The following is a 24,781-nucleotide window of genomic DNA, read 5'->3' on the forward strand; positions in this document are numbered from 1 at the left end:
TGGACTCGGCGCCCCTGTGCCGGTCAGTCTTCGGGGTCGTCCTGGTCTTCGGCGAGGAGGGCGTAGAGACGGCGGCGCGCGTCGGCCAGGATTTTGCGCATGTCGGCGGCCTGGGAGTCGGTGCCGGTGTACGCGACCTGGCCCGCGGCGGCCCAGAGGTCGCCGAGTTGCTTGTGCAGGGCGGCGAAGCGGTCGGCGGCCGGGTCGTCTTCGGGAGCGTGGGAGGCCCACAGCGCCGCGAACTCCTCCTCACGGCCGGCGACGTGCTCGCGCCCCGCCTCGGTCAGCTGCGCGACGCGGCGGCCGCCCTCCTCGGCCGAGCGGACGAAGCCCTCGTCCTCCAGCTGCTGCAGGATCGGGTAGATCGAGCCGGGACTCGGGCGCCACTCCTCGTTCGAGCGGCGCCGGATTTCCTGCATGAGCTGGTAACCGTGCATCGGGCCTTCGGCGAGCAAGGCGAGTACCGCCGGGCGCACGGGCCGCGCCGGGCCGCGGGAACCGCGGCCGCCCCACTGGCGGCCGTCGCCGAACCACGCGCGCGGACCGCCTGGGAAGCCTTGGAAGCCTTGGAAGCCTTGGAAGCCGCCGAAGCCCGGGCCACCGGGAAATCCGGGCCCCGGCGGAACCGGCGGCATCGGCGGAGGCGGCGGGAACCCGCCCGGCCCGCGCGCCGCGTCGGGCGCGAAGCCGAAGGGGTCGCCGGGGTCGCCGAAGTGGCCGGGGCCGTGGTGGCCGGCGAAGTGGTCGGGGGTGGCAGGGCCGTGGTGGCCGCCGAAGTGGTCGGGGGCGCCAGGGCCGTGGTGGCCGACGCCGTGGTGCTCGCCGAAGCCGAATTGCTCGAACTCGCCTGAGCCTTCCGGCCCACCGAAATACCCGGGAGCGCTGGGGCCGTGGTGTTCGAAGCCGTGGTGCTCGAAGCCGGATCGCGCAGACTCGCCCGGGGTGTGCGGGCCGCCGAGGCCCGGGTGGTGCCTGCCGTGCGCGCCGGGGTGGTCGAATCCCGGGGCGCCTGGGCCGTGGTGGGTGAAGCCGAAGCCTCCGCCCCGGGGCGGTCCGCCGTGGTGGCCGCCGAGGTGGTCGGGAGCGCCAGGGCCGTGGTGTTCGAAGTTTTGGCGCTCGAAGCCGTGGTGCTCGCCGTCGTGGTGGGTGAAGCCGAAGCGGGCGGGGTGGTGGCCGGCGAAGTTGCGGGGGTCTTGTGGGCCGCCGAAGCCGTTGAACATGTGGTGGGTGCCTGCTGTCCTGGTCATGAGAAATCCCTTCGTGTGCTATCGCCGACATACCCACGATATATCGGCGGCCTATCGTCGGCAACCTTGCTGGTCAAAGCGGTGAAGGACGATCGGCGGTCCGCGGGCCGGAAGCACGCGGAGGTAAATGTCGGCGGGGACGAGGCGGTGGGTGGAGAGGGCGAGGGTGTGATCACCGTGGGGCTCGGACGCGTGGTGATGCCGGCCGGGTGTGCCGCTCGGACGTCGGTGCGCCGGTGCGGATCAGCACGACGATCCGCACCGGCGGGTGCGCCCGGGTGCCGGGCCGCGGGTGAGCCGCGAGCGACTCCGGGACGGGGCAGGGCAGGGCAGGGCAGGGCAGGACACGGCGACACAGGGCGGAGCCGGGCAGGACTGGGCAGTACGGGGCTGGGCAGGGCTGGGCGGGCGGCGCCGGGACCGGGCAGGGCGGGGCAGGGCCGGCAGGACACGGCGACGCACGGCGGAGCCGAGCAGGGCTGGGCAGTACGGGGCTGGGCGGGGCGGAGCCGCGACGGGGCAGGGCTGGGCGGGGCGGCGCCGGGACGGGACGGGACGGGGCAGGACAGGGCCGGCAGGGCACGGCGACGCAGGGCGGAGCCGAGCAGGGCTGGGCAGGACGCGGCTGGGCAGTGCGGAGCCGACCTGAACTACTGCGCGCTCGTCGCCGGTGCGGTGGTCGCCGCCTCGGCGCCGAAGCGGATGGACTTGGCTTCCTTGCCCACGGCGGTCAGGACGGCGACGCAGACCAGCGCCGGGATGACTGTCCACAAGAGAGCGGCCGAATAGCCTTGCGACTGAGCGATGGCTTGCTGGATCGGCAGATTCAGCGCGGCCAGGAGGTTGCCCAGCTGGTAGGTGACGCCGGGGTAGAAGCCGCGGATCGCGTCGGGCGACATTTCTGTGAGGTGGGCCGGGATGACGCCCCAGGCGCCTTGCACCATGATCTGCATGAGGAACGAGCCGAGCGCCAGCATGCCCGCGCCGTGGTCGAAGGCGAAGATCGGGATGATCGGCAGGCCCAGCACGGCGGCGCTGACGATCGTCACGCGCCGCCCGAAGCGTTCCGACAGGGCGCCGAACGTGAGGCCGCCGATGATCGCGCCGATGTTGTAGATCACGGCGATCCACGTGCTCGTCGAGGCGCTCAGGCCGGCGCCGCCGTGTTCGGTGGACTTGAGGAACGTCGGATAGACGTCCTGGGTGCCGTGGCTGAGCCAGTTGAACGCTGTCATCAGCACGATCAAATAGGCAAAGCGGCGGATGACCTTCGCGTTGAGCAGCACGTCTTTCACCGACGTGCGCGTGACCCGCATCTTCTCCTGCGCGGCCACCCACACCTCGGATTCCTTGACCCGCGCGCGGATCAGCAGGCTGATGAGCGCCGGGAACACGCTCAGCACGAAGATCCAGCGCCAGTCCAGGTCGAGCGCGGTGTGAAACAGCAGGTACGCCAGCGCGGCCACCAGGTAACCGCTCGAGTAACCGGCCTGCAGCACCCCCGAGAAGAACCCGCGCCGCTGCACCGGAATCTTCTCCATGGCCAGCGCCGCGCCCAGGCCCCACTCGCCGCCCATGCCGATGCCGTAGATGAACCGCAGGATCAGCAACACGGTGAAGTTCGGCGCCACCGCGCAGAGCACACCGGCGACGGAGTACAGCAGCACGTCCACCATCAACGGGATCCGCCGCCCGACGCGGTCCGCCCACAGCCCGAACACCAGCGCCCCCACCGGCCGCATCACCAGCGTCGCCGTGGTGATGAACGCGAGCTGCGTCGCGGTCGCGCCGAAGGACTTGTCCTTGGCGATGTCCGCCAGGATGAACACGACCAGGAAGTAGTCGAACGCGTCCATGGTCCACCCGAGCCAGGCGGCGATGAACGCGTTGCGCTGGTCCGAGGTGAGTTTGGGTTTCTTGCCCGCCGTGGCATCCGGCACCGGAGTCCCCCTGCTCGTTGGTGAGTTTCGAGGTGTCGCCGGTGTTGGTCTACACCTGAGTGAGTGACCGGGCAACCGATGTGGTTTGGCGGTTTTGGTGGCATTCAAGGGTTTTGCGCGGATTCTGGCACGGCCTTAGCAGGGCGCGCGAAGGTCACGAAGGTGATCGTTACCGATGAAACCGGCAAGTGTTCAGAGAGAAACGTGCGAGCTCACGTGGTTCCCGACGTCGCGGGCCCACGAGCGAATCCGCGCCCAGTCGCGGAAATCGCCGACGCGGGAGCCGCGCGCCATCAGCCGCGGCAGAACCCCCCGGACGAGCGCTGGGTCCAGCCGCCCGCCGAAGGTCGTGGTGCGTTCCGCGTCGATGCTCGCCGCCAGGATCGCCACGGATGCGGGAAGGCTCACGTGCACCAGGGAGGCGGCCTGCCCGCACGGGCCACTGTGGAAGAGCCAGACCTGACGCTCACGCAAGGCCGCCACGTTGCGCTCCAGCAGACGGACCGCGGACGGACGCCAGCGCGAATAGTACAGCGCGCTGCCGACGACCACGGCCGTGTACGGGGTGACGTCGGCGACGTCGGCCGCGTCCCGGGTGTCCACGGTGTGACCGAGGGCGCGCAGTTCTTCCGAGACCACCTCGGCGATCTCGCGGGTGCCGCCGGTCTTGCCTGCGTGAGCGACGAGCACTGCGGTCATGCCCCTATTGTCCGCCTTCGGGGGACCGTCGGCGCCCCCAGTTCGCCGAGATCCGCCGAACGGCTGTTCTCATTGGCCGGGCAGGAGGAACGCCGGACGCGTCGCGGGGTCGGGTTCGTCGTAGTAGCGGTGGAAAACCGGGGTCTGCGCGCCGGAAAGCGGTGGCACGACCCAGCTCCAGTCGGCCGGGCACGAGCGGCCCGCTCGCTCCTCTCGTTCGAGGTGCGTGAGGAACCGCTGCGACTCAGAGTGGTGGTCGGCGATGGTGACGCTCGCGTGGTCGAACGAGTGCTGCACCGCCAACGTCAGCTCCACCAAGGCGCGGTCGCGCCACAGCGTGCGGTCGTCGTCCGTGGACAGGCCCATGAGGCCGGCGATGACAGGCAGCAGGTTGTAGCGCGTGACGTCGGCGAGGTTGCGCGCGCCGATCTCCGTGGCCATGTACCAGCCGTTGAATGGCGCCGCGCGGTAGCGCAGGCCGCCGATTTCCAGCGGCATGTTGCTGATGGCGGGCACGGCGTGCCAGCGCAGGCCGAGGCCGGCGAACCAGCGGTGGTCCGGGTGCGTCAGCGGCACCTCCAGCACGGCGTCGGCGGGCAGCCCGAACAGCTGTCGCGAACCCGGTTCCGCCTCGACGAGCAGCGGCAGCACGTCGAACGAACCGCGCCGCTCGGGTGCATGCCAGCCCAGCTCGCGCACGGTGTCGGTGAACTCGACGTACTGCGGATCGCCCAGCACGGAGCCGTCTTCGAGGCGGTAGCCAGCGTAGCGGATGAGCTGGTCGTTGTGGATGCGCGGGCCCGGCGCGGTGGGGCTGTCCGGTGCGAACACCGTCAGCGTGGGCCGGAGCCGGCCGCCGCGGGTCGCTTCGTGCAGGTGCGTGACGCATTCGGCGGCGACCCCCGCGGCGTCGCGCACATCGCGGCGGTCGCGCACGCGCAGGCCGCGCCAGTAGAGCCGGCCGATGCAGCGCGCGGAGTTGCGCCACGCCACGCGCGCGCCGTGGGCCAGTTCGGCGTAGGTGTGCCGGTAGGAACCGGTTTCGGCGATCTCCTCCTTGATCTGCGCCAGCCGCTCGTCGACCCGCAGGCCGGGCACGGCGGCTTCCGCGTGGCAGAGCCGGATGAATTCCTCGGCCTCGCCGTATTCGACGGTTGTCACCCTCTCGGGCGGTAACGATGCGTCGAAACTCACTCGCATGGACGCAACGGTCACCGGGCTACTCCACTCTTCGAAAGCACAACCCGCGACACGCAGGGAAGACCCACTGTTCCTCCGTCATTCGGTGCTGATCCGAGTCGACGGCGAAAACCCCGTAGCCCCAGTGGTTTCGCCAAGCCGGGAAGCGTACCCGATGCGGGGTTGAAGACAACCGCCGAATGTGTCGGCGGCACCGCGATAATTCGATAGACGCAGGTGAGCGGCGCGGAAATAAATGCGTCACCTCGACCTTGCGCAATGTGTCCGGAAATTGATCACGACCTGGAAGCAGTTCCGTGATCACCTGACGGTAAGGTCGTCGCGACGGCGGGAGGGTGTGATCGTGGCCAGGCAGCGGATCCCGGTGGTCCTCGTCGCGGGGTTCCTCGGCTCGGGCAAGACCACGATGCTCAACCACCTGCTCGCCAACCGCCAGGGCGCGCGGGTCGGCGTGGTGGTCAACGACTTCGGCAGCGTGAACATCGACGCGCTCGCGGTGTCCGGCCAGGTCGACACCATGGTCTCGCTCGGCAACGGCTGTCTCTGCTGCGCCGTCGACGCGAGCGGGCTCGACGCGATGCTCGGGCGGCTGTCGAGCGCCGAAGCCGGCATCGACGTGATCGTGGTCGAGGCCAGCGGCATCGCCGAGCCGCGCGACCTGCTGCGGCTGATGATCGCCAGCGAGAACCCCGACATCCGCTACGGCGGCCTCGCCGAGGTCGTCGACGCCGCGGAGTTCGAGAGCACCCGTGAGCGCCACCCCGAACTGGCCGACCACCTGCGCATCGCCGACCTGGTCGTGGTCAACAAGGCCGACCGCGTCACGTCCGACGCACTCGCCAAGCTGACCGCCACCGTCGAGGAGTTCGCGCCGGGGGTGCCGGTGCTGGTGACCGACCACGGCCGCGTGGACCCGCAGCTGTTCTTCGACCCGAAGCCCCGCGAGCGCTACGGCCAGCTGTCCTTCGACGACCTGCGCGAAGACGACCACGACCACTCGCAGCACCTCCACGCGGCCTACGAGAGCGTCACCTTCACCGCCGACCGCCCGTTGTCGCCGCGGCGGCTGCACGCGTTCCTGGAACAGCGCCCGCCCGGCCTCTACCGGGTGAAGGGCCATGTGGACCTGGGGCCGCGCGCGCGGTTCGGGCTGCACACCGTGGGCGCCTTCATCCAGCTCGATCGCTCCGCCTGGCCCGCCGGACGTCCGCGCCGCACCGAACTGGTGCTCATCGGCGCGGGTCTCGACGCCGACGATGTCACGCGGCGCCTCACCGAGTGCGTGGCCGAGGACGACAAGATCGACGAACGCGGCCTGCTGCGGATCTTGCGTTACCTCGACGAACCGGCGGCTGACCAGGGCGAACCGTCCCTCGGGGACTGACCGCGCCACGCCGAACACCGCGAAACGCACGAAATCCGCCGCATCGCGACGGAAGATGGCTGTGACGAAGGAATGAAGCTGAACCGGCCTCCCAGGAGGACTGTTCCATGGCGACCATCCCCACAGTCCACACCGCGACCCGCTGGTACCTCGTCGGCGCCCTGCCGGACGACGCACCCGTCGCCCATCTCATGACCCGCGCCGGCGACCTGCGCTACCGCCGCTCCGTCTGCGGCGAACGCGAATCGCGCACCTGGACGCCGATCGACCTCACGACCCCGGGCACCGGCGATGTCACGCCGTGCCCGGACTGCGCGGCGACCCTCTCGGGCGCACCGCCGGGCGGGGGCGATCAGTTGTCCTTCGACCTGCCGTTCGAGTGAGCGGCGAGGTCTTTGGCGTACTGTGCCGATCGTTACCAATCCGACCACAGCCACGGCCGAATGGCTTCTTGACAACGGTTACGTTGCCGCGTGGGGGTGGCCTACTTTTGGCCGGATTGGTAACAGACGCTCTCCGGGTCGTTCTCGTGCGGCGGGAACGCGGCGACGCGCCGGTATCCCTTGCGCTCGTACAGCCGCATCGCCGCGGGTTGCCGCAGGCCGGTCTCGAGCCGAATTCCGGTGGCGCCGGCCCGGCGGGCCACATCCTCGGCAGCGGCCAGAAGAGCGGCGGCGAGCCCGCTCCCGCGAGCCGGCGGAGCGACGTACATGCGGTTGAGCAGGCACCACCCCTCGACCTCGGGCTGAACGGCGCAGCAACCCAGCGCGACGCCGCCGCCGGTGCCCATCAGGTAGTGGGTGCCGGGAGGCAGCGGGGACGGGCGGGCGTCCGGCGGCAGACCGTAAACGGCGACCAGTTCGGCCGTCATGGCGGCGACGAGAGTGTGCAAAGCCGGATCGGTGGCCTCGCACGGCTCGATGTCCACGCGCCTCAGGTTTTCTTCGCACGGCTCGGCGCCACGCGCGGCGGCTCGCCCGGCATCTTCGGGTACACCGGCGGCCAGGGTGCGTCCATGAGTCCCGACGCGAGGTCCGCGCGGGACAGCTCCAGCAGCGGCTCGATCGACTGCGGCCGGTCGTTCGCGCCGGCCCAGGGGTCGCCGTGTTCGGCGACGAGCGCGGGCACGGAGGTCAGCGTGAGCGTGTCCGGGCTGACGGTGGCGAGGTCCGCCCACGAGATCGGCGTGGAGACCTGGCCGCCGACCCGCGGACGGACGCACCAAGCGCCGAAAACCGTCTTGTGCGGGGCGTTCTGGTTGAAGTCGACGAAGACGCGCGCGCCGCGTTCTTCCTTCCACCACTGGGCCGTGATGAGGTCCGGGTGGCGGCGTTCGAGGGCCCGCGCGAGAGCGACGGCGGCGGCGCGGACCTGGTAGCCGTCCCAGCGGGTTTCGAGGATGGCGTAGAGGTGCAGGCCGCGCGAGCCGGAGGTCTTCACGTGGACCTCGATGCCCAGCTCGGTCAGGAACTCGCGCACGAGCACCGCCGCGTCACGCAGCTGCGGGAAGCCGATGCCGGGTGACGGGTCGAGGTCGATGCGCAGCTCGTCGGCGATGTCGAGGGACGCGGCGCGGTTGGGCCACACGTGGAAGCCGAGGCAGCCCTGGTTCACGGCCCACAGGACGTGGGCGAGGTCGGCGGCAACGAGGGCGTCGCTGGTGGTGCCGTTGGGTGTGGAGACGACGGTGGTGGTGAGCCACTCGGGCGCGGTCTTGGGCACGCGCTTCTGGAACCAGCTCTTGCCACCGGCGCCGTCCGGGTAGCGCTCCAGCAGCAGGGGCCGGCCGCCGAGGCGGTCGAGCAGCGGGCCGGCCACGGCCTGGTAGTAGCGCACGAGGTCGAGCTTCGTCTCGCCGCGCTCGGGGAAGTACACCTTGTCCGGGCTGGAGATCGTCAGCTCGACGCCGTCGAGCTCCAGGACCAACCCGCTCATCTCGCCTCCCCGAACAACGTCGCCAGCTCGGCCGGCGGCGCTTCCTCCAGCTGCGCGTACGTGCACGAAGCCGGATCACGGTCGGGGCGGAAGCGCACGAGCCGCCCGCCGTGGCGGAACCGGCCGCCCTGCAGGTGCTCGTAGCGCACCTCCGCGACCCACTCGGGCCGCACCGCCTCCCACGACAGGTCCTTCTGCGGCGCCCAGCGACTGTTCGCGCCCGGCCGGCGGCCGGGCTCGGGCTCGTACTCGGCCCAGGTGCGCCACGGGTGGCCGGCCAGCGCGTTCTCGCGCAGAGGCGCCAGCTCGTCGACCAGCTCACGGCGCCTTTTGGCCGTGAAGCTGCTGGCCACGCCGACGTGGTGCAGCGCGCCGGCGTCGTCGAACAAGCCGAGCAGCAGCGAGCCGACGCCCTGGCCGTCCTTGTGCCAGCGGAACCCGGCGACGACGCAGTCGGCCGTGCGCTCGTGCTTGACCTTCCACATCACGCGTTTGTCCTGCTCGTACGGCTGGTCGGCGGGCTTGGCCATCACTCCGTCGAAGCCCGCGCCCTCGAAGCGGGTGAACCAGTCCTGCGCCGTGTCCGGATCCGTGGTCAGCGGGGTCAGGTGGACGCGCTGCAGGCCGCCGCTCGGGTTGTCGCCGAGCAGGCCTTCCAGGATCCGCCGGCGCGTGCTGAACGGCTCGGTCGTGAGGTCGCGGTCGCCCAGGGCCAGCAGGTCGAACGCCACGAAGCTCGCCGGCGTCTCCTCGGCCAGCTTCCGCACGCGGCTCGCAGCCGGGTGCAGCCGCAGCTGCAGCGACTCGAAGTCCAGGCCCCGCGGCGTGACCAGCACGATCTCGCCGTCGACCACGCACTTCTCCGGCAGCGCGTCGCCCAGCAGCTCGACCAGCTCGGGAAAGTAGCGCGTGAGCGGGCGGTCGTTGCGCGAGCCCAGCTCCACCTCGGCGCCGTCGCGGAACACGACGCAGCGGAACCCGTCCCACTTGGGCTCGAACCAGAGCCCCTCGGTCCTGGGGACCTCGTGCACGGCCTTGGCGAGCATCGGCCGCACGGGCGGCATCACGGGAAGCTCCACGCGCCGATCCTAGGCCGCGCCGCCGCTGACCAGGACCGTTTTGACCTTCCTCGCCCGTTCGGGAAGAAGTTTCCCCGATGCGGCGAAGACGTGGTGAAAGCTGTCCCCGACCGGGAGGAGACCCCGCGTGACAGAGGCAGAGACATGACGGCATCGGTGGGTGACGCCGAGCTGGCCGCGCGGTTCGGGCTGGAGCCGACGCGTTCACCGAGGTGCACGACCGCTACTACCCCGCCGTCCACCGCGACGTCGCGGCGCGGCTCGATTCGCGCGACGCCGAAGTCGTCACGGCGGAGACGTTCCTGATCGCGTTCGACCGGCGGCAGAAGTTCGACGCCACGCGCGGCGAGCTGCGGCCCTGGTTGTTCGGCATCGCGACGAACCTGGTGGCGGGGCACCGCCGCAAGGAAGCGCGCCACTATCGGGCGCTGACGCGGCTGGGGTCGCGCCAGCGTCCGGTGAGGGCCACGAAAGCCGCGTGGTCACGGCCATCACGGCCCGCGGCACGCTCGCGGCCGCGCTGGCGAAGCTCCCGCACGGCGAACGCGACGTGCTGCTGCTCGTGGAGCTCGCGCAACTCGACGAAGCCATTTGAAAAGCGGCCTCCGTCGCGCAGGCGCTGGGGCATCTCCCCCGGCACGGTCGGCCCCGGTTGCACCGCGCCCGTCAGAAGCTCGCCTCGATCCTCGCCCAGGAGGCCCGCGATGAATGACCTGCAGAAGCTCGAAACGCGGCTCGACCCGAGCAACCCCACCCCGTCCGCCGTGGCGCGGAGCCGACGCCGGTTGCAGGACCGGTTCGCCGGCGAGCCCGTGCGCAGCCTCACCGCGAGGCCGGCCCGGGGGCTGCGCACGGCGTGGCTGGCCGGGGGGACCGGCGCCATCGCGGCCGCGGCCGTCGCCGTCGCCGTGTTCAGCGCTGCGGCCCCGGCCCCGCCCGCCGCGCCGCCTGTCGTCCAGTCCGGGCAGCAGGTGCTGCTCGCCGCCGCGACCGTCGCCGAGCGCTCGCCCGACGCGACCGGCACCTACTGGCACGTGACGATCACCGAGACCGGCGCGGGCGCGGCCGTCACGGACTACTGGGTCAAGCCCGACGGGCACTGGTGGTTCCGCGGCGCGAAGACCGGCGGAAAGGCGATGCCGATGCCCGGCTCGCGGCCGTTCTCGCTCGTCGGCGTGCACCTGACCTACGCCCAGCTGCGCGCCCTGCCCACCGACCCGGCCGCGCTCAAGGCGTGGATCGCCGACGCCCGAGACGCACAGCGCGCGCGGACGAGCGGCGGTCCGTTCACCGCGGCCGACTGCCGGCATCGCCGGCGGTGCGGGCCGCGGCGTTCCGGGCGATCTCCGAGTACCGGGGCGTCGGCATGCTCGGCGGTGTGCCGGGTGGGGAGGGCCTGACGATCCCGCCGGACGGTCTGCGCCTCGTCGTCGACCCCGCGTCGGGTCGCGTCAACGCCACCTCCGTCTACGTCACCGCCGACGGCGCGCAGTACCTCATCGCGCCGCCCGGCACCGCCCGCGTCGACGTGGGCTGGACGGACACGCCGCCGCAGTAGGTCACGGACGGGTGCGGCCGGCCGGGAACACCCGCGCCGGCCCGCCCGCCAGTGCCCGGCAGATGCCGCGCGCGGCCGCCATCACCAAGGGCGCCAACGCTCCCGGCTGCGTGCTGCCGGCACGCACCACAAGGGACACTGCCGCCGCGACCGTGCCGTCGGCGGTGAAGACCGGGGCGCCGACGGAGAGGGCGTCGACGGTGACCTGGCCGTCGCTGACCGAGTAGCCGTGTTTGCGGACGTCGGCGAGCGCGCGGCGCAGCCGGGCCGGATCGCACACGGTTTTCGGGGTGAACCTGTGCAGGGGCGCGCAGAGCACCTCCTCCTGCACGGCCGCGGGCGCGTGGGCGAGCAGGACGAGGCCGACGCCCGTGGCGTGCAAGGCGAACCGGCCGCCGACGCGGGTCCAGACCGGCACGGCGTCGCGCCCGGCGATGCGTTCGACGAACACGACCTCCAGGCCCTCGCGCACGGCGAGCTGCACGTTTTCGTGCGTGACCTCGTACAGGTCCTCCAGGAACGGCATCGCCGCGTCACGCAGCCCGAGCCCGCGCGGGGCGAGTGACGCGACCTCCCACAGCCGCAGCCCGATGCGGTAGCGCCCGGCCGCGTCTCGCTCCAGCGCACCCCACTCCACGAGCTCGGCCGCGCGCCGGTGCGCGGTCGCCAGCGAAACTCCCGACCGCCGGGCCAGCTCGCTGAGGCTGAGGTCCGCGGCGTCCGGGGTGAAAGCCTCGAGCAACGCCAGCACCTTGCTGGTCACGGAGGTGCCCGTCGCCGGGACTTGCCGGGTCATCGCCTCACGCTACCCGCGGATTCACAGATCCAGAACGAGTCGCGCTCCGGCGCAGCGCGACACGCAGATCATCATCACGTCGCCCGCCTCGCGCTCCGGGCCGGTGAGCACGGAGTCGCGGTGGTCCGGCACTCCCGCGAGCACGCCGGTCTCACACGTGCCGCACGTCCCCTCCTGGCAGGAGGACAACACGGGCACACCGGACTCTTCGAGCACCGACAGGATCGAGCGATCCGCCGGTACCTCCAGCGTCCGGCCTGATTGGGCGAGCTCGACCTCGAAGGCGTCGCGCGGACCGGTGTCGGGCAGCGCGGTGAACCGCTCGACGTGCAGCAAATCGGGCGCGCACCGCTGCTCGACGGCCGCCAGCAACGGTTCCGGGCCGCAGCAGTAGACGGCCGCGCCCGGTGCCGCGGCCAGCGCCGCGTCGAGGTCGAGCAGTCCGCGTTCGTCCTGCGGCACGAGTTCCACGCGGTCGCCGTAGCGTTCACGCAGTTCTGCGGCGAAGGCCATCGACGCCCGGGTGCGGCCGCCGTAGAGCAGGCGCCACTCGGCACCCGCCGCCTCGGCCACGGCCAGCATCGGCACGAGCGGCGTGATGCCGATGCCACCCGCCACGAACAAGTAGCGCGGCGAAGGCACCAACCCGAAGTGGTTGCGCGGGCCGCGCACGCGAAGCCGCTCGCCACCGGTCAGGCCGTGGACGTGCGCCGAGCCCCCGCGTCCGGACGGCTCGTGCAGCACGGCCACCTGCAGCACCGACCGGTCGGCCGGATCACCGCACAGCGAGTACTGCCGCACGAGATCGGGGCCCAGCACGAGGTCCACGTGCGCGCCCGGCTCCCACGCCGGCATCGCCGCGCCGGCCGGGTCGCGCAGGGTCAGCCGGACGACGCCGTCGGCCAGCCGTTCCGGGGCCGCCAGCACCACGTCGAGCTCCAGCTCCGTGGCCAGGACGCTCATCGTCTCCTCCTCCTAGACAGCGACGGCCACGCGCTCCGGCGGGGCCACCGGCACCGACGGACCGCCGTGCCCGACAGGGTGGGCCAGCAGCCAGTCCCACAGCTCGACCGGGTCTTCCGACTCGTGCTCGGCCCCGCAGTGACACACGCCGACGAGCACGTCCGTGCCGAGCTTCCAGTGGATGCGCACCACGTTCTCGCCCTGCAGCATCGCCACGCGCTCGCTCACGACGGCACGACCTGCGCGCTCTCGCCGGCCGCCATCTTCTTGAGGATGCGGCGTGCCGCCAGCCCGCCCGTGTCGATGTTGACCGAAAGCTCCTGGTATCCCTCGGGTTCCGCCTCGATGATGCGTTCGAGGATGTCGAGCGCCCGCACGTCCTGCAGCACGACCGTGCGGTTGTTCTCCGCGAGGAAATCGGACACACCGGTGTCGTCGAGCGCGAAATCCCTTGCCACGGCCCAGAAGTCGTGGGTGCTGTGCTCGGTCTCCGGGGTGATCGCGTAGACGACGTCGACGTGGAAGCCCTCGGGATCGGTGCCGTCGGGGTTCGGCAGCACGCCGACGGGCGCGATGCGGCTGTGCAGCAGGTACAGGCACGGCGGGTGGTACTCGATGTCCTGCCAGCGCGTGATCCGGCCTTCGATGCCGGTGGACTTCGCGTAGAAGGATGGGCACTCGGCGTCGGCCATGTGGCGGCTGACGTAGATGATGCCGCGGTCCTCGTCGACCTCCGTGGTGATCGGCGTGTTCGCGACCTCCGGCGTGCCGATGTAGCCGCCGTGCAGGTAGGTCTCGTGCGAGAGGTCGAGCAGGTTGTCCACCAGCAGCTCGTAGCGCGCGGCCAGTGGTTCCATGCCGCTCACGCTGGTGTAGGCCGGGTCCGCCAACCACGGCGCCCGCGGGATGGCCGACTCGTCGGCCAGCTCGCGCTCGCCGATCCAGACCCACACGAACGAGTCCTGCTCCACCACCGGGTAGGACGGAACCCTTGCGGTGCGTGGAATCCGGGCCTGGCCGGGGACGAACACGCACGAGCCGGCGCTGTCGTAGGTGAAGCCGTGGTATCCGCAGACGATCTTGTCGCCGTCGAGCCGGCTCTCCGAGAGCGGGTAGCGGCGGTGCACGCAGCGGTCGGCCAGGGCGACGACGTCGCCGGATTCGGTGCGGTAGAAGACGATCGGCTCGCCGAGCACGGTCCGGGAGAACAGCTCCCGGCCCACTTCGCGGCCGTATGCGGCGACATACCACTGGTTTCGGGCGAACGCTGCCATCGACGCCTCAGAGCTCCTTCGGTCGGGGTCGGCTTCCGAAGCTCTCACCCGCGGCGCTCCGGGGACCATCCGGGTTTTCACCCACTGAAAGACTCTCCTCGTCACGAAATCGCCCCTTCCCACAGCGCGGCGGGCGGACGTACAGTCGGCGACATCGTTATTTCGGGTACCGGAACGTACGGGGACCAAAATGACCACCAACGACACTGAGACCTTCGACGAGCTGGGCCCGGAAGCGGGCCTCGGCGAGGTCTTGCTGGCACTGGGCGGGCGCCTGACCCGACTCCAGACGGAGCTGCTCGCCGAGCTCGAGCTGCCGCTCACCATCCGGCAGTACCGGATCCTGTCGAGGGTCGGGAGCGGCCACACGTCGCTCACGGCGCTGTGCAAGCTCGCGCACCGCAACCCGTCGACGATGTCCGAAAGCGTCGACAAGATGGTGAACCAGGGCTTACTCTCGCGCCGCCCCTCGGCCACGAGCCGGCGCACGATGCAACTCGAGCTCACCACCAAGGGCGTCAACGCGCGGGACACCGCCCGGCGCACCCTCGACAAGTTCGCGGCCGAGCTGACCGCGGGCCTCACCCCCGAGATGCGCGAGCAGTTACTGCCCGCGCTCTCGCAGCTCTACTTCGACGTCCAGGGCAACCTGGACGACCGGTGACGGAAGAAGACCCAAGGGGGGTCAGCACACCGCACGACACCGGGTCGGAACCGTTTGACGCCGGGCCGTTCGGCCCTGCGCCAAGAGGATTCGAACCGGACGACTTCGAGCCACCGGCCGACGTCCCTCGGCCTCCTGACCGCCGGGCTTCCGAGCCGCGCGGCTACGGAGTGCTGCGGTGCCGGCGGTGTCGAAGCCATCGGGTGGCAACCGATCAGCCCGATGCGACCGGAACGCAGACCGACGGCCGACCAGCCCGCCGGCCTGCCCAACCGGATCGTTGAACCGCCGATGGGTTGCCGGCCAACGGGTTCCGAGCCGCGCGACCATCAAGTCGAGCGGCGCGGAGCCACCGGGTAGCACCAGCCGCCGCCTATGAGCTGCTGGGTTTACAAGCCCTGGGTTGTTCCAAGCCGCTGGGTTTCAAAGAGCCACAAGGAGGTGGCCCCACATGCCCCCGTCCCCCGCGACCTCGTCCCACTCCCTGCTCTCCCGCCTCGACGAGTCGGCGTTCACCGCACGGCACCTGAGGATCTACGTAACCGTCCTCATCGGACATTTCCTGTGCGGGTTCGTGATCAACCTGACCGGCGTGATCCTGCCGGGTGTCATCAAGACCTTCCACCTCACCAGCGAGTCGGCCGGGGTGTTCTCCTCGGCGCTGTTCGCGGGCATGCTCGTGGGCGCGGCCGTCGCCGGCACGGTGTCCGATCGGTTCGGCCGGAAGGTGCCGCTGTCGATCACGGTGATCGTCTACGCCGTGTTCTCACTCGCCGCGGTGTTCGCACCCAGTTTCGGCGCGTTGGTCACGTTCCGCGCGCTGCAGGGGATCGGGCTCGGCGCCGAGATCGCCGTGGTCCTGCCCTACATCGCCGAGTTCGTGCCCTCGCGCCACCGCGGCCCGCTCGTCACCGCGGCCACGGCGGCGTGGCTGATCGGGCTGCCGACGGCGGCCGCGGTCGGCACCGCGGTGGTGCCGGCGTTCGGCTGGCGCGCGATGTTCGTGATCGCCACCGTGCCGGTGCTCGTCGGCGTGTTCATGCTGGCGACGCTGCCGGAGTCGGTCCGCTACCTGCTGCGCCGCGACCGCCTCGCCGACGCGGCGGCCATCGTCAGCGGCCTGTGCCGAGGCGGTAATCCCACCGAAGCCCCCGCCGCCCGGCACGCGGCCCCCGAGACCGGCGGCACCGTGCGCACGCTCGTCGCCCGGCACTACCTGCGCTACACGATCGCCATCTGGTTCATGGAGGTCTGCGCCGGCGCGTTCCTCTACGGGCTCTCGAGCTGGCTGCCGTCTGTGCTGGAAGGCCAGGGCGTGGACCTGCTCAAGAGCTTCGGCTACACGGCGATCATCACGGCCGCCGGCGTGGTCGGCGCGATCCTCGCCGGGCAGCTGATCAACCGGATCGGCCGCCGCGTCGTGCTCGGCGGGGCCTTCGTCCTCAGTGGACTGTTCTGCCTGGCCTGGGGCACCACGTCGGCGACCGGCGCGGTGATCGTGCTCGGCTCGCTGGCCACGTTCTTCGGCAGCGGCCTGGCCGGCAGCACGCTCTTCGCCTACGCCAGCGAGCTCTACCCCACGGCCAGCCGCGCGACCGGGCTCGGCTGGGCGGCGGCGTGGCAGAAGGTCGGCGGCCTCATCATGCCCGTGCTCGTCGGGTTCATCCTTGCGGCGCACGCTTCGCAGTTCCTGTTCTTCCTGGTCTTCGGGATCATCTCGATCCTCGCCGGGATCGCCGCGCTCGTGGCGACCTTCGAGACCCGCGGCCGCACCGTCGAGCAGATCACGAGTGAGATCACCGGCGAAGGGGCGCCCGCCGCCCTGACCCCGGCGCGCTCCTGACTGACCGAGCAACACCGAAAAACCGAACCCACCACAAACACAGTGGAGGAATCCATGACGATCGACCACGCCCCGGCACCCGCCGGTGCGGGCCTGTCCCCCGAGGACCTCGCGGAGCTGCAGCTGCGGCACCACAAGATCCGCGACGCGATGGCCGAGCAGGGCCTCGACGTCGTGCTCGCCTACGGCCCGGCCTGGCGGCGCGAGAACATCCGCTACTTCACCGACGTGACCCCGGCCGGCAGCGCCGCGCTCGTGGTGTTCCCCGCCGAGGGTGACGCGGTGGCGTTCTCGACCCGGCCTTCGGACCTCGCGGCGTTCACCGCGCAGGGCTGGGTCGGCGAGGCCCGGCGGCTGGACCCGGCGAACCCGGCGGAGCTGGGCGTGGTCCTCAAGGAGCTGGCGCCGCGGCGCATCGGTATCGCCCACCACGAGCTCGTGCCGCTCGTGCTCATGGAGACGATCCGCGCCGCGGCGCCGGGCGCCGAAGTCGGGTCGGCCACGAAGCTGCTCGACACCGCACGGCTGGTGAAGAGCGAGTGGGAGCTGGCCCGGATGCGCCGCAGCGCCGTGGTGTGCGCCGCCGGGTGGGAAGCGTTCGTGGACGTGCTCGAGCCAGGGCTGCCGGAGTACCGGATCGTCGCGGAGGTCGAGGCGCGGCTGAAGAACCTCGGTGCCGAGGACAACTTCATGCTCATCGCTTCGGGCCGCGACGAGGTGCGCGGCATGACCCCGCCCGGCGACCGGCTGCTCGAAGCGGGCGACATGGTGCGGACCGAGCTCACGCCCAAGATGGACGGTTACTGGCTGCAGATCTGTCGCTCCGCCGTGGTGGGCAAGGCCGACGACGGGCAGCGCAAGTCGTTCGACCTGTTCAACGAGGCCGTCGAGGCCGGCATTTCGGTGGTGCGCCCGGGAATCACCGCCCACGAGGTGGCGATGGCCGAGAACGACGTGTTCCGCAAGTACGGCTACGGCGAGTACTGCTCCAGCAACTACACCCGCGTGCGCGGGCACGGCCACGGCCTGCACCTCGACGAGACGCCGATCATCGAGGGCAACCACACGGTGCTGCCCGAGAACTCCGTGTTCATCATCCACCCCAACACCTACACGCCGCTGGCCGGCTACCACGTGCTCGGCGACCCCGTGCGCGTGACCGCCGACGGCTGTGAAGTGCTGATCACGACCGAACGGAAGCTGTTCGAGACAGGAGACGTGGCGTGAAACGAGGTCTGCACGTACTCGACCCCGCGGAAACCCCCGACCAGGAGTGGGGCGACCGCGTCGCCGCGCTGCAGAAGGCCATGGCGGCCCAGGGCGTCGACGTCGCGTTCGTCTACGCCGACGTGTCCCGCTCCGACGACCTCGCCTACCTGACCAACCTGTGCCTCTACTGGAACGAAGGCGTGCTGGCGATCCCCGCCGAGGGGCCCGTCACGTTCCTCACCAAGCTCTCGCTGCGGGTGCAGAACTGGATGAAGGCCTCGTCGAAGGTCACGGAGTTCAGCGGCGGCAAGAACTTCGCCGACCTCGTCGCGAAGTACCTGCTGGGCAGGAAGAATGGCACGCTCGGCCTGGTCGACGCCGCGCTGTGGCCCGCCGACGTCGCCGACGAGATCGTGGCCGCGGTGCCCGGCTGGCAGGTCGAGCGCCTCGGCAGCCTGGTCCGTGAGCAGCGGCTCATCCCGTCGGCAGCCGAGACCGAGCTGCTGCGCGCGGCCGGCCGGATCCTCGACGACGCCGCGGCCAAGGCGACGGTGGAGGGCAGCACCGCCGGCAGCCGCGTCGAGACCGTGGAACGCGCCTTGCGCGGCGGCGGTTTCCTCGACCTCTACCCGATCTCGCTGTCCACAACGGACGACGTGACGTCCTTCGGCGTCACCGGGCAGTACCGCATGAACTGGGTGTACTCGAGCCGCGTCCTCGGTGACGGCGCGGGCTGGCCGGCCGCGCTCAAGGACGCGCTGACCGCGGCCATCGCGGCGGCCAAGGCCGGCGCGAGGATCGGCTCGCTCGCCGAGGCCGCCGCGCCCGCGCTGGCGAAGCTGCCGGACGGCGCCAAGGCCGAGGTCCGCTGGGTCAACCAGGCCGACTTGTCCACGAGCGGTGAGTTCCGCGCCCAGGACCCGGCCGCAGTACTGGCCGACGGCGAGGCGGGCGCGGTGTCCGTGGAGGTCGCCTTCGCCGACGGCGGCAACGCGGCCGTGGCCGAGACCGTCCGCGTCACCGAAGGCGAACCCGAACACCTGACAGGAGCACAGCGGTGAGGATCCTTTCCAACGGCGACATCGAGCAGGTGCTCACCGCCGGCGAGACGCTCGACGCGCTGGAGACGGCGTACAAAGAGCTCAACGCCGGCCAGGGCGCCAACCGGCCGCGCAACCACACGTATTTCCCGGTCGAGGACAGCCGCCACCCCGGCTTCCGCTTCCGGTTCAAGTCGCAGGAGGGCGGCAACGTCTCCAGCGGCGTGTGGGCGCTGCGGATCACGTCCGACATCGCGGGTGTCGAGACGCTGCCCAGCGGCGTGCAGCGCCGCCGGCTCATCCCGGCCGCGCCCGGCGGCCGCTACGTCGGGCTCGTCACGCTCTACAGCCTGACCACACTCGAACCGCTCGCCATCATGCACGACAGCTTCATCCAGAAGATGCGCGTCGGCGCGACCTCGGCGCTCGGCATCCGCGAACTGTCCAACCCGGACGCGACGGTCGCGGGCATGTTCGGCTCCGGCTGGCAGGCCGAGGCACACCTGGAGTGCCTGCTGATGGTGCGGCCGAACATCGAAGAGGTCCGCGTCTACAGCCCCACCGCGGAGCACCGCGAACAGTTCGCGAAGGTGTGGAGCGAGAAGACCGGGCGCAAGATCGTGGCCGTGGACGAGCGGCGCGACGCCGTGGCGGGCTGCCAGATCGTCACCTGCGCCACGGCGGCCATGGAAGCCTGCTTCGACGGCGCCTGGCTCGACCCGGGCACCCACGTCACGGCCATCACCTCGCCCGACGGCACCGCCACCCGGCGCGAGCTGGACGACACGACGTTCGACCGTGCCGACCGCATCACGGTGCTCTCGCGCGAGCAGGTGCACCACGACAAGCAGTACGACATCCTCGGCCCGGTGAACCGCGGCCTGAAGTCGTGGGACGACATCCGCGAGCTCGGCGACCTGCTGCTGGGCGAGGCCCCGGGGCGCACGAGCCCCGACGACATCACCGTGTTCGCCAACAACACCGGCATGGGCGTGCAGTTCGCGGCCGTCTGTGCGCGGGCGCTGGCGCTGGCCGAGGAGCGCGAGCTGGGGCACACCGTGCCGACGGACTGGTTCCTGGAAGAGACGAGCCCGTGAGCGGAAACCGCCGTACACCACCGGATCCACGAGCGGAGACCTCTCATGGGCAGTGAACACCGTGTCGGAGGCAAGATCATCACCTTCGGCGAGAACGTGAACACCGACGTCATCATCCCCGGCCGCTACCTCGTGAGCATCGACCCGGCAGAGCTCGCCGAGCACGCCTTCGAGCCGCTGGGGCCGGAGACTCAGGCGCGGCTGCGGGCGAGCGACGTCGTCGTCGCCGGCCGCAACTTCGGCTGCGGCAGCGCGCGAGAGCAGGCCGCCACGTGCCTGATCGGCGCCGGGATCAAGGCGGTCGTCGCGGCCTCCTTCTCCCGCGTCTTCTTTCGCAACGCCATCAACACCGGGCTCGTCGCGGTTGAGTCGCCCGCCGCGGCCGAGGCGGCCACCGACGGTGGCGAGATGTGGGTCGACTACGACGCGGGCACGGTCGAGGTGGGCGGGCAGACCTTCCCGTTCAGCCCGTACCCGCAGGTGCTGCGGGAGATCATGGCCGACGGTGGCCTGATCCCGCACCTGATGGCGAGCTTCGCGGGAGGAAAGCAGTGACCGCCAAGACCTTCGCGCAGAAGGCGATCGAACGCGCGTCCGGGGTCGCAGACCTCGTGCCGGGCCAGATCGTCGACGCGTTCCCCGACCTGTACATGAGCCACACCGCGAGCTGGCGGTGCATCCGGACGCTGGAGAAGATGGGCGTCGAGCAGCTCTACGACGTCGACCGCGTGGCCATGGTGATGGACCACCTGTCCCCCGCCATGAACGCGAAAACCGCCGCGGACCACGCGTTGTGCCGGGAGTTCGCGCAGAAGATGGGCGTGAAGAACTTCTTCGACGTCAACAGCGGCATCGCGCACATCGTGCTCATGGAGCACGGGCTCGTGCGGCCCGGCCAGTTCATCATCGGCACCGACTCGCACTCCACGATCTACGGCGCGCTGGGCGCGTTCGGCACCGGCGTCGGGTTCAGTGAGATCACCGCCGCGTGGGTGACCGGCAAGCTGTGGGTCAAGGTGCCCGAGTCGGTGCGGATCGTGATCGACGGCGACCTCGCCCCGGGCGTTTACGCCAAGGACATCATGCTCAAGCTCATCGGCGACCTCGGTGCCGACGGGCTCACCTACGAGTCGGTCGAGTTCTCCGGCTCCTATGTCGAGGGCATGTCGGTTTCGGAACGCATGACGTTCTGCAACCTGGCCATGGAGATGGGCGCGAAGAACGCCTTCGTGGCCCCGGACGACACCACGCTCGCCTACCTCGACGAGGCCGGTGTGCCGCGCGACGAGCTCGACATCCTGCTGCCGGACGAGGGCGCCACCTACCGCGCCACCGTGCGGCTCGACGGGCCGACGCTCGCCCCGCAGATCGCGGTGCCGCACACGGTCGACAACGTGGTGGGCGTCGGTGACGTCGCCGGCACGAAGCTCGACCAGGTCTTCATCGGCTCGTGCGCCAACGCCAAGTACGACGACCTCGTGATCGCGGCCGACGTGCTGGCCGGCCACCGAGTGGCCCCGGGCCTGCGGCTGATCGTCACGCCGGCGTCGGCGAAGATCATGGCGCAGGCTTCGGACAGCGGTGTGCTCACGAAGCTGATCCAGGCCGGCGCGATGATCACCAACCCCGGCTGCGGGGCGTGCGCGGGCAATGGCGGCGCGATGGCCGACGGCGAAACCACGCTGTCGACCGCGAACCGCAACTTCCAGGGCCGCATGGGCAGCTACGACTCGAAGATCTTCCTGTCGAGCCCGGCCACGGCCGCGGCGTCGGCCATCCGCGGCGTGATCACCGACCCGCGCGAGATCGTCGCGACGGCGGTGGTCGCGTGAACCTCGTCGAGAAGATCCTCGCCCGTGCCAGCGGCCGCGAGTCCGTGGAGCCCGGCGAGATCGTCGTGGCCAAAGTGGACCGCCTGATCATGCACGACCTGTCCGGGTACCTCACCTCGCAGGTGTACGAGAAGCGCGTGAACGTGCCCATCCCCGACCCGGAGCGGGCCGTGATGGTGTTCGACCACCACTTCGCGCCGCCGACCGAGCAGCAGGCGGACGTGCTGCAGCACAACCGCCGGTGGGCCCGCAAGCACGGTTTGAAGCTGTACGACTGCGGCAACGGCAACCTGCACCACGCCGTGGTGCGCAACGGGCACATCAAGCCGGGCATGATCGTCGTCGGGTCCGACAGCCACACGCCGGTGCACGGCACGATGGGCGCGCTCGCGGTGGCGCTCGGCAACGACTCCCACGCCGGAACCGTGCTGCCGTACGGCAAAGCGTGGTTCAAGGTGCCGGAGACCACCCGGGTCCACCTCGAAGGGACGCCGAAGCCCGGCGTCACGCCGCGCGACATCGCGCTGTGGCTGGTCGGCCGTATCGGTGAGGGCGAGCTGAACTACCGGGCCGTGGAGTTCGGCGGCCCGTACGTGCGCGGACTGTCCTTCTGGGACCGTTGGCTCTTCCCGCTGCTGTGCGTGGACCTCGGCGCCAAGTGCAGCTTCGTCGAGCCGGACGAGGTCACCGAGGCGTTCGTGCGCACGTTGCCCGGCGGCGACGCCGGCCTGCTGGTGCACGGCGACGGAGAGGAAGCCGCACAGGTGCTGCGCTTCGACGTCGGCGAGGTCGACCCCACGGTCGCCTGCCCGCCGACCGTCGGCAACGTCAAGCCCGTGGCCGAGGTCGCCGGCACGCCGGTTCAGTACGCGGAGCTGGGCGGGCACGGCGGCGGCCGGCTCGAGGACTTCCGTGCGGCGGCCCAGGTCCTGGCCGGGCACAAGGTGCACCCGGACACGCGGTTCCACCTCGTGCCGTCGAGCCGTGAGGTGTTCGCGGAGGCCGCGCGCGAGGGGCTGGTGCTCGCGCTGCACGAGGCCGGCGCCACGTGGTTCCCGCCCAGCACGGGCTCGAACCAGGCCTACAACATGGGCGCGATGGCGTCCGACGAGACGATGATCTCCACCCACGCCCGCAACTTCCCCGGCCGCAACGGTAGCCCCGATGCGTCGATGTACCTGGCGTCTTCGGCAACCGTGGCCGCGTCGGCTGTCGCGGGGGTCATCGCCTCGACCGTCCGAACGGGAGGGAAATCGTGAAGTTCGAGGGCCGCTGCTGGCGGTTCGGGGACAACATCCCGACCGACCGGCTCGTGAAGACCCAGTACGTGTTCGAGCCGATGGAAATCCTCGTGCAGCACGTGCTCGAAGATCTCAACCCGGAGTTCCCGAAGCAGGTGCAGCCCGGTGACATCGTGTTCGCCGGCAAGCACTTCGGGCAGTCCTCGGGCCGCGCCATCGCGACGAAGGCGTTGCAAGCCACGGGAATCGGGTGCGTGGTCGCGGAAACGTTCGCCCGGACGTTCTACCGCAACTGCTTCGAGGTCGGCCTGCCGGCGCTCGAAGTCGGGCTCAACCCCGACTTCGCGGCCGACGGCGACCGCGTGCGCGTGGACCTCACCACCGGTGAGTTCACCAACCTGACCACGCAGACGACGATCCGCGGTGCCGCGGCCGACCCGTTCCTCGTCGACATGCTCGAGGCGGGCGGGCTGATCAGCCTCGCGAAGAACCGGCCGGAGGTGTTCCGCTAGGACGGACGGGAACGGTGAAACCCCCTGGCGGGCATGGACTCAGCGTCCGCCGGGGGTTTCGTCGTGCCCGCGGTCCGGCGGGAAATTCCCGGCCAAACGATGTTTCTCAGCTTCTTGACGCGCGTCGAGATCGAGAGTCACACTGACCGGAGCACAAAGAGGTGCACCTCCCGATGCTTCTCATGGTCGACACCTCGCCCGATTCCAGACCGAGGCGGCAAAGTTCCCCCGCGTCCCGGTCTCCCCCCTGGACACAATCGAGGTCTCCCCCGTGCCATGGAAAACTCTCCGCCGGACGCGGTTCGCGTTACCGGCCGTCGCTCTCGCCTTTGTCGCCACCGCGTGCGGTTCGGGTGGTGCCGCCTCCTCCGGCGGCGGTGAGACGATCACCCTCGGCCTGCCGGTGCAGGCCACCACCCTCGCGTCGGTCTACCTGGCCAACGACGAGAACCTCTGGAAGCAGCACGGCCTCACAGTCAAGGCCGTGACGTTCAAGGGCGACGCCGAGCTGGCGAAGGCCGTGCTCTCCGGCGACGTCGACGTCGCGGTCGGCTCGCTCACCGGGCCGCTCACGGCCGAGGAAGCCGGCCAGGACGTGAAGGTCATCTACGGCGGCTTCGACATGACCGCGTTCGCCTGGTACGCCGTGCCCGAGATCCACACCGTGGCGCAGGGCAAGGGAAAGAACTGGGGCGTGACGACGATCGGTTCGTCCACCGACCTGCTCACGCGCTTCGCCGCAGCCAAGGCTGGGCTTGACCCCAACAAGGACATCAAGGTCGTGCAGGGCGGTGCCTCGGCGGCGCGGTTCGCGGCCATGAAGGCGGGCCAGCTGCAGGCCAACATCTTCACCGAGCCGCAGACCGTCTACGCGCAGAAGGCCGGCTACAACAAGATCCTCGACCTCAAGGACCTCGTCGACAGCTACCCGATGCACGTCACGTGGAGCAAGCCGGGCTTCGTCGACGACAACCCCGACCGCGCCAAGAAGTTCGTGGACACGCTGTCGCAGGCCATGCAGATGACCAAGGACCAGCCCGACGCCGCGGCCAAGTCGATCGCCAAGGCGCTCAAGATCAGCGTCGACGACGCGAAGGCCAGCATGGCCGAGTGGATCGACCAGCTCTACCCCGACGGCCGCATGCCCTCGGCCAAGGCGATGGACGACTTCTGGCAGATGGGCCTGCAGGGCAAGGTGTTCGCGAAACGGCTACCCGACTCGCAGTGGCTCGACAGCCGCTTCCTGCCCAAGACCAGCTGAGCGGAGC

Annotated in this window: 25 protein-coding genes and 1 pseudogene; 15 read left to right on the top strand and 11 right to left on the bottom strand. The window is 70.7% G+C overall.

Annotation, left to right across the window (positions count from 1 at the left end; translation table 11 throughout):
* Window positions 1-23: 23 nt before the first annotated feature.
* The 4 genes from AB0M56_RS46865 to AB0M56_RS46880 form a co-directional block, all read right to left on the bottom strand.
* Entirely contained in the window at window positions 24-1,247 is a 1,224-nt protein-coding gene (locus AB0M56_RS46865) for a PadR family transcriptional regulator (RefSeq protein ID WP_364189045.1), read from the bottom strand.
* A gap of 650 nt (window positions 1,248-1,897) precedes the next feature.
* Window positions 1,898-3,187, bottom strand: a complete 1,290-nt coding sequence (locus AB0M56_RS46870; protein ID WP_364189048.1) for an MFS transporter — start codon at window positions 3,185-3,187, stop codon at window positions 1,898-1,900.
* A 192-nt stretch (window positions 3,188-3,379) separates the two neighbouring features.
* Entirely contained in the window at window positions 3,380-3,886 is a 507-nt protein-coding gene (locus AB0M56_RS46875; protein WP_364189051.1) for a flavodoxin domain-containing protein, read from the bottom strand.
* A gap of 69 nt (window positions 3,887-3,955) precedes the next feature.
* Window positions 3,956-5,086, bottom strand: coding sequence for a nitric oxide synthase oxygenase (locus AB0M56_RS46880; protein ID WP_364189054.1), 1,131 nt, complete (start codon window positions 5,084-5,086; stop codon window positions 3,956-3,958).
* A 343-nt stretch (window positions 5,087-5,429) separates the two neighbouring features.
* Here AB0M56_RS46880 and AB0M56_RS46885 point away from each other — a divergent pair, with 343 nt between their 5' ends.
* Together AB0M56_RS46885 and AB0M56_RS46890 are read left to right on the top strand one after the other, a co-directional pair.
* Complete coding sequence (locus AB0M56_RS46885; RefSeq protein WP_364189056.1) at window positions 5,430-6,470, top strand: GTP-binding protein; 1,041 nt, start codon at window positions 5,430-5,432, stop codon at window positions 6,468-6,470.
* A 107-nt stretch (window positions 6,471-6,577) separates the two neighbouring features.
* A complete protein-coding gene (locus tag AB0M56_RS46890; RefSeq protein ID WP_364189059.1) occupies window positions 6,578-6,853 on the top strand; it encodes a hypothetical protein in 276 nt (91 codons plus the stop codon).
* A 101-nt stretch (window positions 6,854-6,954) separates the two neighbouring features.
* Here AB0M56_RS46890 and AB0M56_RS46895 read toward each other — a convergent pair whose 3' ends face one another.
* The 3 genes from AB0M56_RS46895 to AB0M56_RS46905 are packed head-to-tail and all read right to left on the bottom strand — an operon-like array spanning window position 6,955 to window position 9,484.
* Window positions 6,955-7,398: a GNAT family N-acetyltransferase gene (locus tag AB0M56_RS46895; protein WP_364189061.1), complete on the bottom strand. Its 444-nt coding sequence runs from the start codon at window positions 7,396-7,398 to the stop codon at window positions 6,955-6,957.
* A gap of 5 nt (window positions 7,399-7,403) precedes the next feature.
* Entirely contained in the window at window positions 7,404-8,405 is a 1,002-nt protein-coding gene (gene ligD / locus AB0M56_RS46900) for a non-homologous end-joining DNA ligase (RefSeq protein ID WP_364189064.1), read from the bottom strand.
* Entirely contained in the window at window positions 8,402-9,484 is a 1,083-nt protein-coding gene (locus AB0M56_RS46905; RefSeq protein WP_364189067.1) for an ATP-dependent DNA ligase, read from the bottom strand. Before AB0M56_RS46905 ends, ligD begins: the two co-directional genes overlap by 4 nt.
* A 212-nt stretch (window positions 9,485-9,696) precedes the next feature.
* Here AB0M56_RS46905 and AB0M56_RS46910 point away from each other — a divergent pair.
* From AB0M56_RS46910 to AB0M56_RS46920, 3 genes and pseudogenes are all read left to right on the top strand, one after another.
* A pseudogene (locus AB0M56_RS46910) lies at window positions 9,697-9,840 on the top strand (RNA polymerase subunit sigma-70); the annotation flags it as partial.
* 348 nt (window positions 9,841-10,188) lie between these two features.
* A complete protein-coding gene (locus AB0M56_RS46915) occupies window positions 10,189-10,884 on the top strand; it encodes a hypothetical protein (protein WP_364189143.1) in 696 nt (231 codons plus the stop codon).
* Complete coding sequence (locus AB0M56_RS46920) at window positions 10,863-11,042, top strand: hypothetical protein (RefSeq protein ID WP_364189070.1); 180 nt, start codon at window positions 10,863-10,865, stop codon at window positions 11,040-11,042. Before AB0M56_RS46915 ends, AB0M56_RS46920 begins: the two co-directional genes overlap by 22 nt.
* 1 nt (window position 11,043) lies before the next feature.
* Here AB0M56_RS46920 and AB0M56_RS46925 read toward each other — a convergent pair whose 3' ends face one another.
* Genes AB0M56_RS46925 through AB0M56_RS46940 form a run of 4 tightly spaced genes read right to left on the bottom strand, consistent with a single transcriptional unit; the run spans window position 11,044 to window position 14,075 of the window.
* Window positions 11,044-11,838 (bottom strand): IclR family transcriptional regulator, encoded by a 795-nt coding sequence (locus tag AB0M56_RS46925; protein WP_364189073.1) that lies wholly within the window; start codon window positions 11,836-11,838, stop codon window positions 11,044-11,046.
* 21 nt (window positions 11,839-11,859) lie between these two features.
* Window positions 11,860-12,801 (bottom strand): PDR/VanB family oxidoreductase, encoded by a 942-nt coding sequence (locus AB0M56_RS46930; RefSeq protein WP_364189076.1) that lies wholly within the window; start codon window positions 12,799-12,801, stop codon window positions 11,860-11,862.
* Window positions 12,802-12,813: 12 nt separating this feature from the next.
* Window positions 12,814-13,029, bottom strand: coding sequence for a hypothetical protein (locus AB0M56_RS46935; protein WP_364189078.1), 216 nt, complete (start codon window positions 13,027-13,029; stop codon window positions 12,814-12,816).
* The gene (locus AB0M56_RS46940) at window positions 13,026-14,075 is read right to left on the bottom strand and encodes an aromatic ring-hydroxylating dioxygenase subunit alpha (protein WP_364189081.1); all 1,050 of its coding nucleotides are present in this window, start codon (window positions 14,073-14,075) and stop codon (window positions 13,026-13,028) included. Before AB0M56_RS46940 ends, AB0M56_RS46935 begins: the two co-directional genes overlap by 4 nt.
* Window positions 14,076-14,265: 190 nt before the next feature.
* Between AB0M56_RS46940 and AB0M56_RS46945 the strand changes: the two genes are divergently transcribed.
* The 10 genes from AB0M56_RS46945 to AB0M56_RS46990 all read left to right on the top strand — a co-directional run bounded on the left by AB0M56_RS46945 (window position 14,266) and on the right by AB0M56_RS46990 (window position 24,774).
* Window positions 14,266-14,739, top strand: coding sequence for a MarR family winged helix-turn-helix transcriptional regulator (locus AB0M56_RS46945; protein WP_364189084.1), 474 nt, complete (start codon window positions 14,266-14,268; stop codon window positions 14,737-14,739).
* A 451-nt stretch (window positions 14,740-15,190) separates the two neighbouring features.
* Entirely contained in the window at window positions 15,191-16,582 is a 1,392-nt protein-coding gene (locus tag AB0M56_RS46950; protein ID WP_364189087.1) for an MFS transporter, read from the top strand.
* A gap of 54 nt (window positions 16,583-16,636) precedes the next feature.
* On the top strand, window positions 16,637-17,809 hold the full coding sequence (locus AB0M56_RS46955) for a Xaa-Pro peptidase family protein (RefSeq protein WP_364189088.1): 1,173 nt from the start codon (window positions 16,637-16,639) through the stop codon (window positions 17,807-17,809).
* The gene (locus tag AB0M56_RS46960; RefSeq protein ID WP_364189091.1) at window positions 17,806-18,852 is read left to right on the top strand and encodes an aminopeptidase P family N-terminal domain-containing protein; all 1,047 of its coding nucleotides are present in this window, start codon (window positions 17,806-17,808) and stop codon (window positions 18,850-18,852) included. The genes AB0M56_RS46955 and AB0M56_RS46960 overlap by 4 nt, the downstream gene beginning before the upstream one ends.
* Window positions 18,849-19,928: an ornithine cyclodeaminase family protein gene (locus tag AB0M56_RS46965; protein ID WP_364189094.1), complete on the top strand. Its 1,080-nt coding sequence runs from the start codon at window positions 18,849-18,851 to the stop codon at window positions 19,926-19,928. Before AB0M56_RS46960 ends, AB0M56_RS46965 begins: the two co-directional genes overlap by 4 nt.
* Before the next feature lie 45 nt (window positions 19,929-19,973).
* A complete protein-coding gene (locus AB0M56_RS46970; protein ID WP_364189097.1) occupies window positions 19,974-20,483 on the top strand; it encodes a 3-isopropylmalate dehydratase in 510 nt (169 codons plus the stop codon).
* The gene (locus tag AB0M56_RS46975) at window positions 20,480-21,760 is read left to right on the top strand and encodes an aconitase/3-isopropylmalate dehydratase large subunit family protein (RefSeq protein WP_364046606.1); all 1,281 of its coding nucleotides are present in this window, start codon (window positions 20,480-20,482) and stop codon (window positions 21,758-21,760) included. Before AB0M56_RS46970 ends, AB0M56_RS46975 begins: the two co-directional genes overlap by 4 nt.
* A complete protein-coding gene (locus tag AB0M56_RS46980; RefSeq protein ID WP_364189100.1) occupies window positions 21,757-23,019 on the top strand; it encodes an aconitase family protein in 1,263 nt (420 codons plus the stop codon). Before AB0M56_RS46975 ends, AB0M56_RS46980 begins: the two co-directional genes overlap by 4 nt.
* Window positions 23,016-23,513 (top strand): hypothetical protein, encoded by a 498-nt coding sequence (locus AB0M56_RS46985; RefSeq protein WP_220238894.1) that lies wholly within the window; start codon window positions 23,016-23,018, stop codon window positions 23,511-23,513. Before AB0M56_RS46980 ends, AB0M56_RS46985 begins: the two co-directional genes overlap by 4 nt.
* A gap of 271 nt (window positions 23,514-23,784) precedes the next feature.
* The gene (locus AB0M56_RS46990) at window positions 23,785-24,774 is read left to right on the top strand and encodes an ABC transporter substrate-binding protein (protein WP_364189103.1); all 990 of its coding nucleotides are present in this window, start codon (window positions 23,785-23,787) and stop codon (window positions 24,772-24,774) included.
* Window positions 24,775-24,781: the final 7 nt, after the last annotated feature.

The sequence above is a fragment of the Amycolatopsis sp. NPDC051372 genome, from assembly GCF_040682095.1.
Lineage (GTDB): Bacteria > Actinomycetota > Actinomycetes > Mycobacteriales > Pseudonocardiaceae > Amycolatopsis.

What these genes read in the sequence shown, in the direction of transcription:
- AB0M56_RS46865 (WP_364189045.1), bottom strand. Translation starts at nt 1,247, where the DNA reads ATGACCAGGACAGCAGGCACCCACCACATGTTCAACGGCTTCGGCGGC.
- AB0M56_RS46875 (WP_364189051.1), bottom strand. Translation starts at nt 3,886, where the DNA reads ATGACCGCAGTGCTCGTCGCTCACGCAGGCAAGACCGGCGGCACCCGC.
- AB0M56_RS46880 (WP_364189054.1), bottom strand. Translation starts at nt 5,086, where the DNA reads ATGCGAGTGAGTTTCGACGCATCGTTACCGCCCGAGAGGGTGACAACC.
- AB0M56_RS46890 (WP_364189059.1), top strand. Translation starts at nt 6,578, where the DNA reads ATGGCGACCATCCCCACAGTCCACACCGCGACCCGCTGGTACCTCGTC.
- ligD (WP_364189064.1), bottom strand. Translation starts at nt 8,405, where the DNA reads ATGAGCGGGTTGGTCCTGGAGCTCGACGGCGTCGAGCTGACGATCTCC.
- AB0M56_RS46915 (WP_364189143.1), top strand. Translation starts at nt 10,189, where the DNA reads ATGAATGACCTGCAGAAGCTCGAAACGCGGCTCGACCCGAGCAACCCC.
- AB0M56_RS46925 (WP_364189073.1), bottom strand. Translation starts at nt 11,838, where the DNA reads ATGACCCGGCAAGTCCCGGCGACGGGCACCTCCGTGACCAGCAAGGTG.
- AB0M56_RS46930 (WP_364189076.1), bottom strand. Translation starts at nt 12,801, where the DNA reads ATGAGCGTCCTGGCCACGGAGCTGGAGCTCGACGTGGTGCTGGCGGCC.
- AB0M56_RS46940 (WP_364189081.1), bottom strand. Translation starts at nt 14,075, where the DNA reads ATGGCAGCGTTCGCCCGAAACCAGTGGTATGTCGCCGCATACGGCCGC.
- AB0M56_RS46945 (WP_364189084.1), top strand. Translation starts at nt 14,266, where the DNA reads ATGACCACCAACGACACTGAGACCTTCGACGAGCTGGGCCCGGAAGCG.
- AB0M56_RS46950 (WP_364189087.1), top strand. Translation starts at nt 15,191, where the DNA reads ATGCCCCCGTCCCCCGCGACCTCGTCCCACTCCCTGCTCTCCCGCCTC.
- AB0M56_RS46955 (WP_364189088.1), top strand. Translation starts at nt 16,637, where the DNA reads ATGACGATCGACCACGCCCCGGCACCCGCCGGTGCGGGCCTGTCCCCC.
- AB0M56_RS46970 (WP_364189097.1), top strand. Translation starts at nt 19,974, where the DNA reads ATGGGCAGTGAACACCGTGTCGGAGGCAAGATCATCACCTTCGGCGAG.